This is a genomic window from Legionella londiniensis, from assembly GCF_001467825.1.
Lineage (GTDB): Bacteria > Pseudomonadota > Gammaproteobacteria > Legionellales > Legionellaceae > Legionella_A > Legionella_A londiniensis.
In genome coordinates this window covers 85,395-97,896 of the sequence record NZ_LNYK01000026.1, presented here as the reverse complement: position 1 = coordinate 97,896, position 12,502 = coordinate 85,395, and the positions used below count along the sequence as shown (strand labels likewise).

Below are 12,502 nucleotides of genomic sequence, written 5' to 3'. Positions count from 1 at the left end.
AACCTAAATCCGGATCGAGAAATCGTAACGGTTCAGGCAGCAGCATAAAAAGGGAAAATCGGACAACTATCTTGAAAAACTCCGGGATCCATCAATGAAGCCAAGCGTTAATGTAGACAAAAAAACAAGCAGGTATTACTATTTTTAATTTCAAACTAAACCAATAAAAAAGGCATGTTCTATGCTGGTTTTCAATTGTACCAAGGCTGCTGCAGACTTTTTCACTACTGTGCGTAAAGGCAATAAGTTGTCTCCTATGTCACCCGTACCTAAGAAGAAGTTCATCGACGAACCTGTCCTACATAGTCATCAACAATGGCACTGGATGGTACATGTAAAAAAAATTGCCCGTAGAAATGTTTTACTGGCAATGGATATGGATTCGCGCTTCTGTATGATTTTTTGGGGCATAAAAAAAGGAAATGTTCAAAGTTTCCTTGAGCAATTTCATGATAGGCTCGGTCTTCATGTTGTAAGTGTGATTAATCTAGGTGGGCAGGATGAATCGATATCAAAGAAAAGTATGGATTCATTCGTAGAAAGCCATCATGAATATGCCTTTGTTCAACGCGGAGATCGTTCAGTACAGGCGCATATCAAAGATGTATTTTTTAACTTCCAGTATGAGCAATTTCGCTGGGAAGATGATATACCTACCGAAGAGGAATTATTTTTCAGCGATCTGCGGCACAATGATACCCCTCGTAGGCGCAGGCACGATAAGGACTATATATTTCCAACGGAAATAATGTTTATGACCTGGCTATCTCGTTATGCCAACGTAGATGAACAAACCATTGCGCATGCGATGAGCCAATTTCGATTTAAGAGTAGAGAGTTATTATGGGGGAAAATTTATAGTGATCTCGATGAGCTGAATCTAGGTGAGTAGGAAGATGATAGTATCGAGCCCCGCCCTGACAATCTTTTTTTTTTGTTTAAAGATTATGTGAAACAAAAATAATACTGGCGATTTTGCAGACCCATAATTTAAAGTATATGGTACAATTTTAGTAAGCCAAGTTGGATTTATCTGCAATTAGCAGCAGAAGTAGTTTGATTTATGAGCATTCATAGGATATACTTTTACTAAGTGGATCGGGGAATCCTGGTCGGCGTCTATGCCTCGGTGAATATCGGGGCTTTTCGCTTTTTAGGGAAAGCGTTTTAACCCCCATCCTTCTATTTTGCCATCTCTGTCACAATAAAACTTCTTCTCAATAATTGAATAAGCCCGATTATTTTGTTTTCCATCAAGTACATACCGCCCAATTGGACGAGCAATTAGATCCGCTAATTGTAAGCCACAAGCATTAGATTTTTTATCTGCAAGTATAATTTCGAAGGGTAATTCTCCCCAGTGATTGGCTCCATCGCAAACGCGTCTAAACTCAAGCTTCAAATCTTTGTCTTCTTTTTTGCCCCTGCTCTCAAATACGACATGAGTTTTATAGCTTGTTTGCTGGCGTTCTCTCAAAAAACTATATACTCGTTCAAGGCCAAATCCTAGTGCAAGATGATAAGGATTAGCTGGATCGGCATACTTGTCTTTGAGCATCTTCTTTTCAATCACCATGCCGATAACTGAAAAAGGGGCATTGCTAATCAGTTCGTTTAAATCTGACATAAAATTATTTCTGATTTGCTCATTAATCAGTACGACAAATTCTTTTTTTGCCTTACGAATATCGTATTCATGCAATAGAACCACGTCATGCCCAAAGTATTTAAATTTAAAATCCTTAATGGCCTTAGTTACTGTATTAACATAATCATTTTTATTAAAGATGCAAAATGCCAAAACAAAAACAGGGTAGCCAGGATCTATAGATTCCAAGCTATGATCTCCACTTTCGTCAACGTAAATAATATAATCGCTAAATCCTTGGGGCATTACACTTCCCACTAATTGTATTTGTTGTTTATTGTACCGGCTAGTATATTTTTTGACATAAAAAATAACCCGCCGTGGTGCGCATCATTGAGAGGCGTGGCGGGCTTGGTTAATTCCATTATAATTCAACTGATCTTAAACTAAAATGCATGTCATTATTTTGATTATTATTGGCTGGTATCATTTTATATGATTAGTAAAGATAAATGGGATAAGTTGGCTGAAAAGATGGAAAAACTCCAGATCTTTGAAGCGGATCTCATCGAAAAATTTATCTTAGGTAGTGGTAAAGGTGGACAGAAGCTGCATAAGACAGCTTCAACAGTCTATTTGAAACATCCACCCTCTGGATTGGAAATAAAATGCCAGGAGTCCAGAAGCCGTGAAGATAATCGATATTTTGCAAGGCTCAGACTCTGTGAGAAGGTGCAGGCGCTAATCAGCAATGAGAAAACAAAAGAGCAGCAAAGAATTGAAAAAATAAAGCGTCAAAAGAAGCGGCGCTCGAGAAGATCCAAGCAAAAAGTGTTGGATGAAAAATCCAAGTTAAGTCAGCTCAAAGAATTGAGAAAAAAGCCACCTTTAAATAATAATTCTTGATCAGTGCATTAGATCCTTGAATGTTATGATTAGGTCAAATTGTATTAAAGTTTACTGTGACCAAAACGTGTCCCAACTGTGGCGGTACTCCGCTGTTTTAGGCAGTTTTAGGCGGTTCCTAGTGAATTTGACGCTTCGCAAAGCATTGATTTATAACGAATTTAAAACCAGAGCATAAGGCTTCGAACCAAGGTGTCGGGGGTTCGAGTCCCTCCGAGCGCGCCATTTAAAATCAAGCACTTACGTTCATTTTCAGCGATCATAAAAAGTAACTGTAGCAAATTTACTATCGCCACAAAGAGCACTTTCGCGTCAACGCGGTAACCTCATCCCAATCACCAAACAAAACAATGCCAAAATAGGTCAAGTCGTCCTCTTTCACTTGCAAAGTCCTTTCAATTTGCTCTTGATAGGTGCCAACGGTCATCGTATCGGTAAAATCATTAAAAAGAATATTTTTATTGATTGCTTCTTGTCTTAATTTCCTAATTTTATTTGAATTATCACAAAGAATGATAAAAGGTATTTCAGAAATATGGGGATGAGAACCATCATCAGCATCCCGATAATCCGTTAATCGTAAGTCTTGCTTACCAATGACAGCGCCCAGTCCAATACACATATGAGCAAGCGCATTCATGACTTTTCCAGGCTCAATGCGTTTATTGAGGACTGCGACTAATTTATTTTCAAAAGCCAGTTTGCTCATAACATTCTCCACATCAATATTCACAATTCGTGCGTTATAACGCATAATAACCATAGTATAACTATGTGCGCTAAAACGCACAAGATCATTTAAGACGAATCATGCAAGATATTTTCAAACGTATTGCTAAGACATTAAAGCAGATGCGACAAGAACGAGGCTGGAGTTTAGATAAAACGGCAAAAGAAACAGGCGTTTCAAAAGCCATGCTCGGCCAAATTGAACGAGAAGAATCAAGCCCTACTATTGCCACTTTATGGAAAATAGCAACTGGTTTTCAAACTTCTTTTTCTTCTTTTATCGAGGAGATTTCAGAGGAAACAAATCATCCCTTGTATCGAGTCAGCGATACAAAAACGATGCATCCAGAGGATGAAAAAATACGAATCCATCCCTTGTTCCCATTTGATAAAACATTGCGCTTTGAGCTATTCGTTATTGAATTATTACCAGGATGCGAACACTTATCACCGCCTCATGGACGCAGTGTTATTGAACATGTTGTGGTTATTGAAGGCAATTTAGAGGTGCTCATTAATGGATGCTGGAAGCCTTTAACAAAAGGAGAAGGTCTACGTTTTAACGCAAATCAACCCCACGGTTACCGTAATACATTACCGACCATATCGCGGTTTCATGATATCATTCATTATGGATGAATGATGCTAGGAATGATGTCGGCTCCCTTGTTTAATTATTTGAATTATTCTTGCGGTAAAACAGCAAGCTGGAACCCCAAAGCATGCAAAATATCATTGGTATTTCTTAGATAAGGATTGCCGCTTTTAGAAACTGTTTTGTATAAACTGTTTCGACCCTTGGCAGTTTTTTTCGCAAGGTTACTCACCCCGCCCTTTGCTTCAATAACATTACGTAATGCTTCAAGAAAGCCATCAATGTCATCATCCTCAAGTGCTGCATTCAAATAACCAGCAGCTTCTTTAGGGTCTTTTAAAGACTCAATTAAATAATCATGATAATCAACGCTCTTACCCATGATTGTTACCTCCCAAATAATCACTTAAATATTCACGAGCGAGCTTGATGTCTTTTTTCTGTGAGCTTTTATCTCCGCCACACAGCAGAAGGATAATTTCTCCATCAATTTCGCTGAAATATAGCCTATACCCTGAACCAAATTTAAATTTTAACTCACCAAGGCTTTCACCCAGCATTTTGTATTCACCCAAATTACCAAGGCTTACGCGGGCGAGTCTTGATTTTACCCGATACCTTATCGAGTCGTGCAAGGATTCAAGCCATGAGATAACGGGGCAATCGCCGTTATCTTTCTGGTACATTTTTATTGTTCTTTTCTTAATGCTTTCATAATTAATTGTATCCTATAAGATACGTTTTGCAAGTTTAATACTCGTTATTTACCAAAAACATGTGATCAATTTGGGCAGGAATACTCAACAGTAAAAAGTTATGCGCTTAATGCTTTGCTCGCTCATAATCTAGGCAGTGTTTGTATAAAATTACCCCATATGGTAGAAGCCTATAGCTTCCACCATATGAAAAGGAGTTAGTTTCGACTTAATCTGACTTTTATAGCCTTTTTTTGGGTTGATCTATTCCAATTGGCTCAAGGATAGTGCCTTGATGCATACGTTTATCGGGATGCTGGGTTTCCTCAGAATAGTAAACATTGATCTCCTCTATGAGTTTATTTGCATTTTTGATGGCATCATCCAGTTCAGAGTTTTGAGAAGAGGGTAATATTTGCGACTCAAGGCTATCCATCATCCTGTTAAAATTCTGGAATGACTGTTCAAGTCCCTCATTAATGTGCTTGATATCAGCTACTTCGTTACTGATTGCTTTTTCCGTTTTAACCAATGCCTGGTTTGTATGGGATATGTTCGTAGTTGCAACTTCCATTTTGGATTCCAAACTTTGTATTGTAGCTTGAGCACTAGATAATCTGGAAATCAGCCCGCCCTGCATATTAATTAAATCCTCGGTGATTGACTCAATATCTCCATGCGTTGTTTTTAGCCCTGCAACTGCGCTTTCAAGACCAGAAAGTTCAAATCTCAGCTTTAATTCATCTTCGGCAAGTTGAATATTAGTGGATGCGAGAGAAGACAGTATCCTTTTTATTTTATCCTCAAGAACGCCGAGCGTTTTTAAACGCCCTGCAAGCTTTTGCTCAAGCTCCTCCAAATCCTCGCATAACTTCTCATTGCAGTTTGCCGTATTTTCAGAGTGTTCAGTTAAAATAATGTGGGCTGCAAGGCAAAGCCCTAAAGCGGCCACGGCTAAAAGGGCAGAAACGACAGCATGAATAAACACGCCTGCGACAATTGCAATCCCAATAATGATTGCTATAACTGTGAATTTCTGCCAGAAAGGCCGCTCATAATACCAATCACTGATTGTAGAGAATGTGCTTTTTTGCAGGTTGTAGCGCTCCATGACCAGTTTAAGCCGTGACTGGGCATCCTTTACCTTTTTGGTTTCAAAAAGAATTTTGTTTAATTGTTCTTTGGCTTTATCAATTAAATAGTCACTGGTTTTCTCAGCTGTTTTTTCGATAATGTTATCCATTACCGATGGAGTAGATGTCTCGACAGTCGGATTTGTCATTTTATTTCCTTATTGAAACGATTATTGAAAATTATTTTTTACTGAATAATCCAAAGCGATTGCTGCGGTCTGAGTCATCATCTTTTGAACTGGCGGAATTTACAGCTTGCAATAATCTTTTGTTTTCTTCACTAAGCTCCTGATTTTTTCTGAAAAGGAGGGAAAGTTTGGATGTTAACAGGTTAATTGTTTTTGCTGATTCATTGTTTGACTGGTTGCCATTTATTTTCAGTGCATGTACTTCTTTAACAAGAGATTCAATTTTTGAACTGCTTTGATTGATATGTGCCTCCAGTCTTAGCTTGGTTTGTTTTAATTCGCCTGTTGCCTCTTTTAATCGCTCTTTCACCTCATGAAGCTCATTTTGCGTTTCTGCCAATTGGCGGTTGATTTGACTGGCTTCTTGAAGTCTTTCCTGGAGTTCTTCAAGAACCGGCTTTAATTTTTGATCCGCAGATTGAATCATTTCTTTTAAAAGGGTGGCTGAATCCTTTAGTTCAAGTGCGCTTTCTTCTAGTTTACTGGTTTGTTCTTCAATATGCTCACCGCCTTCTTTCAGTTTCTCCTCGATTTCTTTACTTTTCTCTTGCAGTTCAATTGAATTTTTAGCTATGGTTTCTTCGAGGGATTTAAGGCTTTGTTCTTCTTCCTTGTCGAGTTTTTTCAATTGCTCATCAATGTTATCATTGTCTTTGCGTTGTTTTTTCCTCTTTAAATATAAAATCAATGCCGTAATACCAACTGTACCTCCGGTACCTCCTACAGCAGCGCCGCCACCCACTACGGCTCCTATAACATAAGGCGCAACCAAAGCTGCCACGCCAGTTGAGCCAATAACCACAACTGATTCGATTAACATATTTACTCCTTTAAATTAAAAAAATGAATTAATGATTGGACAGGGTAAGTTCCGTTGCATTGATATTCTCTTTCGAAGGGGGTTGTTTCCCGGCAAATAAGCCATGGGCGAGAATTCCGCTTCCTGCCGAACCCAATCCAATGCCTGTAAGGGCTGTTGCGGTACCTGCGATATAAAGGCTTGCAGCAGGTAAAAGGGCAAAACCCAGGAAGGGAAGGGCAATGATGCCACAGCCGGCAAGAAGCAATGAAACGCCAAGTACTGTACCCGCGCCGGCTGCATAATAGATTATGTGCCAGTTGGATGGTGTCTTATCCCGCAATTCAAGAGACAGCCTTTGCTCAATCAGGGTTTTGAACTTTGTTTCCCGGTGAATTGGATTTTTAATTCTGCGCACTTCTTTTTCTGCATGAAGGAAGGCTCTTAAAGCTGACGCAAACGCGACAGGGTAGATGGTTGCCGCATCTTTTAAGGCAGAGCGGTTTTTCATTTCACTGGCAGGAAATTGCTGAAAATAATCCTCTTCCAGTTTTTTAGCCAAATCATTAATATGTTCGATCCCGCCCTTAATCTGTTTGTCGGCCACTGTTTCTGTATTGGTCTTTTCTAATTCCTGAATGCGGCTTAAGTCCTGCCTTAAATATTGGCCAATGAGATTTTCTTCAATTCTAGCCTGTTCGCAAAAAGAAACAGAGAATTGCAGGGCGACAAAGGTTTTTAGCAATTCTTTGGACACTGCAACGGTGGCCGCCGCATCTGCCGCTTCCCGGTTGCTTTTTGCTGCATGGCATTTGGCAGCAAGAAAGGCCGCGAAACGCGCAAAAAGATAGGCTTTTTCAGGGTTTTCTGTCAGATAAAAGAAGTGAGCCTTATCAACGAGGTCATGAATGGCAAGTGAATCCATAATCAATCCTTATTTTCCATAAATAATAACTAACCGCTATTTGCTCCATCTTTCGCGGTTAATTTTTGAGTATTTTAAAGGATGATGATCCCGCAGACAACACAATAAAAGGGCAGCGTTGTTTTAAAACTGGCTGTAATCAGAATCAATCACGAGATATTTTTTAATATCAGAACATAAGTTAATGATTGATTTAATCTATTTTAACAAATATCGTTAATGGCCAAACCTGGTTGAATTGATATAAATTTTTTCAAATCCCTTTTCTTCTTGATAAACACTCCGGAGCTAAAAGCATTTGCTTGTCGCGTGGGTTTTGCGTGTCTTTCAATACCTTTGCTTAAGCATGTTCATAAATAACAGATACATCATTTAAATTCACATCGTCTTTGATGGACCATAGGTCATAATTTGCTTGCATGTGCATCCAGCTCACAGGCGTTCTTCCGAAAGCTTTACTGAGCCTCATCGCCATCTTCGGGGAAATATTTGATTTGCCATTAATGAGTCTTGCAAAAGTAGAAGGCGAAACGCCAAGCTTTCTGGCAGCATCACGAATACTAATTCCTAAAGGTTCAAGATAGGTTTCTAGTATAAACTCACCGGGGTGAGGGGGGTTGTGCATCATATTCATTAGTGATAATCCTCGTAATTCATAATGTAAGCATCACCGTTTTTAAATTCAAAGGTCATGCGCCAGTTTCCACTGACTGCTATAGACCAGATGCCTTTTCTGTTCCCTTTTAGCTCATGCAGATTGTATCCTGGTAAATCCATATCTTCTATCACAGAAGCGGTATCCAGAGCAGCCAATTGCAGTCGAAGCTTATTTTTGTGTTTGGGCTGAATACCAGATGTTTTTCCAGTATCGAAAAAAAGCTTTAGCCCTTTATGTTTAAATGACTTAATCATAATTAAATGTAGCATGTTGCGCAACGAAAATCAATGTGGCTCAATCGGCGCGTGATGTTTAAATCTATAGATCTGGCAGATAACATACTCTATTCGATCCCAAACAAAGGTGTTATGAGGAAAAGCCGAAGGGGTAACCTTGAATTACAGGATGCTTTAAAAGACAAAATGCATAGTTTTTGATAGGTAAGATGATACGAAAGATAAGTATTCAATTTCCAAATCATGATCATAAGTTAATCAGCTTCTGATGCTATATAATCCCCAAAATCCCGCCAGATCGAGAGCTTCCAGTGTTTTCTCGTTGTCTGTTTGTTCCTTTATCTCCGCATACCGCGGATTTTTAGGGGAGGTTGGAATTCTGGCAGCAACAGGTTGTTGCGCGAAAAATCGAGCGGCGTTATATTCACCGTCACTCATTTTATGGCGAATCCCCAGCGCATGCTCCAAAAGCGCTGTGGTTTGTTCAATGGATGCCTTAGGCTTTAGCCCCAGTATTTTTTGCAGCAGCCCATAGTCCTGCAGCAATTGGATAAAGCGCTTTTTATCCAGCAGTGAGGATGTCAGGTGCTTTCTTAGCACCGCATCAAGATGCGGCTTATGTTGGTCAAGATGAACAGGCTTCCAGTCGCGCAATGCCGCATCCAAATCCGGCATGGGTTTGAAGCCCAACGCCATATATTTAACGGCGCGCAACACCCGGGCAGGGTCTTCCTGCAACCGAATCACCGGATTGCCAATCGCCCTTAGACGCTTGTGCTTTAAATCTTCCAAACCATAACCGGTGGGGTCATAAATCGTCCCGTCCTTGTCACAAAAAAGGCAACTGATGGTATAGTCCCGGGATAGCGCCGCATGCGATGGCTGCATTATGGGCGATGTTGAAACAAGCCATGTGCTCACTGGATTTGGTTTCCTATGTTTTGCAAACAGATTCGGCAAATAGGGTGAAGGATAAAACCCTTGTCGCTTCAATTGATATGCATCAGCCTCAACACTGACAAAATCCAAATCCTGAGCCGGCAAGATGGGCTGATGAGTGAGCAATGACAGGACACTGCTCCCCGTCAAATAATGCTCGCCTCCAGACGCTTCCAAGGACTTAAACATGGCCAATAATGACGCAGGCAGAGCCACGCGGCGCACTTTTTCATCCGCCTCGGCAAAATCACTTGCCCAGGCCAAAATCAGTTCTTTGGCTTGAATCAGCTTTTCAATATATGAGAATAACTTATGGTGGCCAGGAAATAACGCCCAACATTGCTTTTGCGCATCAAGCGCTTTCGCAAGCTGGCCTCTCATCAAATAATACTTGATTAAGGCCAGCTTGGCGCCTGTGCTATAAGGAAATTGCTGGTTGGCCTGCTGCAGCGTGTCCAATGCGCCATCTGCATCATTCTGATGCATCTGGTGCCTGGCTTTTAAAAGATACAAAGGCACAAAATAAGGCCAGGTTTGTAATGCTTTCTCCAACAATAAACGCGCATCAGGCAACTGACGCTCAACAGCAAAACAGCAAAATGCATAATGCCCCTCTGTAGAAAAAGGAAATTGCCCTCTGAGCGTTGTGTAATAAGAAATTGCCTCTGCATCAGAGCCCATCTCCTGATAGCAGCGCGCCAGACCTAACAGGGCTGTTTTATCTTTAGCCCACTCGGGTATTTTTCTAAAGGTATGCAGAGTCTCCGCATACTTGCCCATTTCCTGATAGCAGCGTGCCAGGCCTAACAGAGCTATTTTATCTTTAGCCCAATTGGGTATTCTTCTAAAAGTTTGCAGAGCCTCTGCGTAGTTGCCCATTTCCTCATAACAACGCGCCAAACCTAACAATGCTGTTTTATCTTCTTCCCAACCAGATATTTTGGTAAAGGTATGCAGGGCCTCTGTATAGTTGCCCATTTCCTCATGACAACGTGCCAAACTTAACAATGCTGTTTTGTTTTTATCCCAACCAGGAATGTTTGTATAAGCTTGCAAAGCCTCTGCATACTTACCCATGTCTTCATAACAGCGCGCCAAACCTAACAATGCTGTTTTATCTTCTTCCCAGCCAGGTATTTTGGTAAAGGTATGCAGAGCCCCTGCATAGTTGCCCATTTCCTCATGACAATGTGCTAAACTTAACAATGCTGTTTTATCTTCTTCCCAACCAGGTATTTTGGTAAAGGTTTGCAGAGCCTCTGCATAGTTGCCCATTTCCTCATAACAACGTGCCAAACTTAATAACACTGTTTTGTCTTTATCCCAACCAGGAGTGTTTGTATAAGTTTGCAAGGCTTCTGCATAGTTGCCCATTTCCTGATGACAGCGTGCCAGGCCCACCAAAATTATTTTATCTTTATTCCAACCAGGTATGTTCATGTAAGTTCGCAAGGCTTCTGCACACTTGCCCATCTCTTGATAACAACGTGCCAAACTTAATAACACTGTTTTGTCTTTATCCCAACCAGAAATGCTGATATAAGCTTGCAAGGCTTCTGCATAGTTGCCCATTTCCTGATAACATCGCGCAAGACCTAACAAAGTTGTTTTATCTTTAGCCCAATCAGGCATTTTGGTAAAGGTTTGCAGAGCTTCTGCGTACTTGCCTGTTTCCTGGTAACAGCGTGCCAGACCCACCAAAATTATTTTATCTTTACCCCAACCTGGTATCTTGAAGAAGGTTTCCAGTGCTGCTTTATAGTTGCCCATGTCTTCATAACAACGAGCCAAACCTAACAGTGCTGTTTTATCTTTCTCCCAACCGGGTATTTTGGTAAAGGTTTGCAAAGCCTCCGCATGCTTGCCCATTTCCTCATAACAACGTGCCAAGCTTAATAACACTGTTTTGTCTTTATCCCAACCAGGAATGCTTGTATAAGCTTGCAAGGCTTTTGCGTACTTGCCCATTTCCTGATAACAGCGTGCCAGACCCACCAAAATTATTTTATCTTTATCCCAACCAGGTATTTTGAAGAAAGTTTCCAGCGCCTCTTTATAGTTACCCATATGTTGATATGCTCGTGCCAATAAAAAGCGTTCCTGCTTACTTGTGTTTTCTTGTTTTTCTGATAAAAAAGAAATCAATTCGGAATACCGCTGCAAATTAAACAAACAGATGACTTTGGCATAGCGATAGTTGCCATAAGGATTCTTAATTTGATGAAGCAAATTCAATCCAGTTGCATAGTCACCCGTGTGAGCGGCTTCCCAGGCCTGGGTTAAAACATCAGGCGATTTCTTCTTAGTATATTGTTTTTTATGCATAATTGACTTCTAATGAAGGTTGTTTTTGTAAGCTAATTGAGACGTCATTGATGCCTCGTTGATCTGGCCCAAATGAAGTAAGTCAAATGTTCTGGTAAAAAGCTAAAGTATCAAGAGGGGTTAAGTCAAATTGAATTTGACAAAAGCTGAGTAACGGCTGCTTGTCTTTCACCCAAGCAAGTATTTTGAATGCGATTTGCAGGGCTTCTTCATAAATGCAATATTTGTTATACTTGTATTACTTATATTACATTTTATGAGGTTCTACCATGTTAGCAGTTCGTTTACCCAATAGGCTTGAGGAGCGTTTATCTGAATTGGCCAAACAGACCCATCGTTCAAAAAGTTATTATGTTAAACAAGCTATAGAAGATTTTTTAAATGAATATGAAGAACATCTTATCGCCCTCTCAAGGCTTGAAAAGAACAATCCGCGCATAACTCTTGAGGAAATGGAGCGCCGTCTTGACTTGGAAGATTGAGTTTGACGCAGATGTAGAAAAAGATTTAAGAAAGCTCGGGCATACAGCGCAAAAACGAATTTTGACTTATCTTAAAGAAAAGGTTATGTCATCGAATGATCCACGTTCATTGGGCAAATCTCTATCGGGCGATCTGACAGGACTTTGGCGATATCGTGTTGGTGATTATCGGATCTTGGCCAAGATTGAAGATAATAACCTCACTATCCTCGTAGTTCATGTTGGCCATCGTAAAAACGTTTATGCTGATAGGCAGAACCGTTTTTCGGATAAATAGCCAAAAAAACAGATCATTGTGCCTTTT

At 40.3% G+C, this 12,502-nt stretch carries 15 protein-coding genes; 5 read left to right on the top strand and 10 right to left on the bottom strand.

The window, feature by feature from the left end; translation table 11 throughout:
• Positions 1 to 181: 181 nt before the first annotated feature.
• Positions 182 to 892: a DUF6933 domain-containing protein gene (locus Llon_RS08885; protein ID WP_058529704.1), complete on the top strand. Its 711-nt coding sequence runs from the start codon at positions 182 to 184 to the stop codon at positions 890 to 892.
• 261 nt (positions 893 to 1,153) lie between these two features.
• Here the strand turns inward: Llon_RS08885 and Llon_RS08880 are convergent, their stop codons facing one another.
• On the bottom strand, positions 1,154 to 1,894 hold the full coding sequence (locus tag Llon_RS08880) for a DUF3800 domain-containing protein (protein WP_058529703.1): 741 nt from the start codon (positions 1,892 to 1,894) through the stop codon (positions 1,154 to 1,156).
• A 189-nt stretch (positions 1,895 to 2,083) separates the two neighbouring features.
• On the opposite strand from Llon_RS08880, the gene Llon_RS08875 reads away from it, so the two are divergent.
• On the top strand, positions 2,084 to 2,494 hold the full coding sequence (locus Llon_RS08875) for a peptide chain release factor family protein (RefSeq protein WP_058529702.1): 411 nt from the start codon (positions 2,084 to 2,086) through the stop codon (positions 2,492 to 2,494).
• A gap of 286 nt (positions 2,495 to 2,780) precedes the next feature.
• On the opposite strand, the gene Llon_RS08870 is transcribed toward Llon_RS08875, so the two are convergent.
• Positions 2,781 to 3,203: a DUF2000 domain-containing protein gene (locus Llon_RS08870; RefSeq protein ID WP_058529718.1), complete on the bottom strand. Its 423-nt coding sequence runs from the start codon at positions 3,201 to 3,203 to the stop codon at positions 2,781 to 2,783.
• A 101-nt stretch (positions 3,204 to 3,304) separates the two neighbouring features.
• On the opposite strand from Llon_RS08870, the gene Llon_RS08865 reads away from it, so the two are divergent.
• Positions 3,305 to 3,862: a helix-turn-helix domain-containing protein gene (locus Llon_RS08865; RefSeq protein WP_058529701.1), complete on the top strand. Its 558-nt coding sequence runs from the start codon at positions 3,305 to 3,307 to the stop codon at positions 3,860 to 3,862.
• A 44-nt stretch (positions 3,863 to 3,906) separates the two neighbouring features.
• Here the strand turns inward: Llon_RS08865 and Llon_RS08860 are convergent, their stop codons facing one another.
• The 8 genes from Llon_RS08860 to Llon_RS08825 all read right to left on the bottom strand — a co-directional run bounded on the left by Llon_RS08860 (position 3,907) and on the right by Llon_RS08825 (position 11,716).
• Positions 3,907 to 4,200 carry an addiction module antidote protein gene (locus Llon_RS08860; RefSeq protein WP_058529700.1) on the bottom strand — a complete coding sequence of 98 codons (294 nt, stop codon included), beginning with the start codon at positions 4,198 to 4,200 and terminating at the stop codon, positions 3,907 to 3,909.
• Complete coding sequence (locus Llon_RS08855) at positions 4,193 to 4,504, bottom strand: type II toxin-antitoxin system RelE/ParE family toxin (protein WP_058529699.1); 312 nt, start codon at positions 4,502 to 4,504, stop codon at positions 4,193 to 4,195. The genes Llon_RS08860 and Llon_RS08855 overlap by 8 nt, the downstream gene beginning before the upstream one ends.
• A 250-nt stretch (positions 4,505 to 4,754) precedes the next feature.
• Positions 4,755 to 5,795 carry a hypothetical protein gene (locus Llon_RS08850; RefSeq protein WP_058529698.1) on the bottom strand — a complete coding sequence of 347 codons (1,041 nt, stop codon included), beginning with the start codon at positions 5,793 to 5,795 and terminating at the stop codon, positions 4,755 to 4,757.
• A 31-nt stretch (positions 5,796 to 5,826) separates the two neighbouring features.
• Entirely contained in the window at positions 5,827 to 6,654 is an 828-nt protein-coding gene (locus Llon_RS08845) for a coiled-coil domain-containing protein (protein ID WP_058529697.1), read from the bottom strand.
• A 28-nt stretch (positions 6,655 to 6,682) separates the two neighbouring features.
• Positions 6,683 to 7,558: a hypothetical protein gene (locus tag Llon_RS08840; RefSeq protein WP_058529696.1), complete on the bottom strand. Its 876-nt coding sequence runs from the start codon at positions 7,556 to 7,558 to the stop codon at positions 6,683 to 6,685.
• A gap of 340 nt (positions 7,559 to 7,898) precedes the next feature.
• Positions 7,899 to 8,192: a HigA family addiction module antitoxin gene (locus tag Llon_RS08835; protein ID WP_058529695.1), complete on the bottom strand. Its 294-nt coding sequence runs from the start codon at positions 8,190 to 8,192 to the stop codon at positions 7,899 to 7,901.
• Entirely contained in the window at positions 8,192 to 8,485 is a 294-nt protein-coding gene (locus Llon_RS08830) for a type II toxin-antitoxin system RelE/ParE family toxin (RefSeq protein ID WP_272946911.1), read from the bottom strand. The genes Llon_RS08835 and Llon_RS08830 overlap by 1 nt, the downstream gene beginning before the upstream one ends.
• A gap of 225 nt (positions 8,486 to 8,710) precedes the next feature.
• A complete protein-coding gene (locus Llon_RS08825; protein WP_058529694.1) occupies positions 8,711 to 11,716 on the bottom strand; it encodes a tetratricopeptide repeat protein in 3,006 nt (1,001 codons plus the stop codon).
• A gap of 269 nt (positions 11,717 to 11,985) precedes the next feature.
• Here Llon_RS08825 and relB point away from each other — a divergent pair, with 269 nt between their 5' ends.
• The gene (gene relB / locus Llon_RS08820; RefSeq protein ID WP_058529693.1) at positions 11,986 to 12,198 is read left to right on the top strand and encodes a type II toxin-antitoxin system RelB family antitoxin; all 213 of its coding nucleotides are present in this window, start codon (positions 11,986 to 11,988) and stop codon (positions 12,196 to 12,198) included.
• The gene (locus Llon_RS08815) at positions 12,182 to 12,475 is read left to right on the top strand and encodes a type II toxin-antitoxin system RelE family toxin (protein WP_058529692.1); all 294 of its coding nucleotides are present in this window, start codon (positions 12,182 to 12,184) and stop codon (positions 12,473 to 12,475) included. Before relB ends, Llon_RS08815 begins: the two co-directional genes overlap by 17 nt.
• Positions 12,476 to 12,502: the final 27 nt, after the last annotated feature.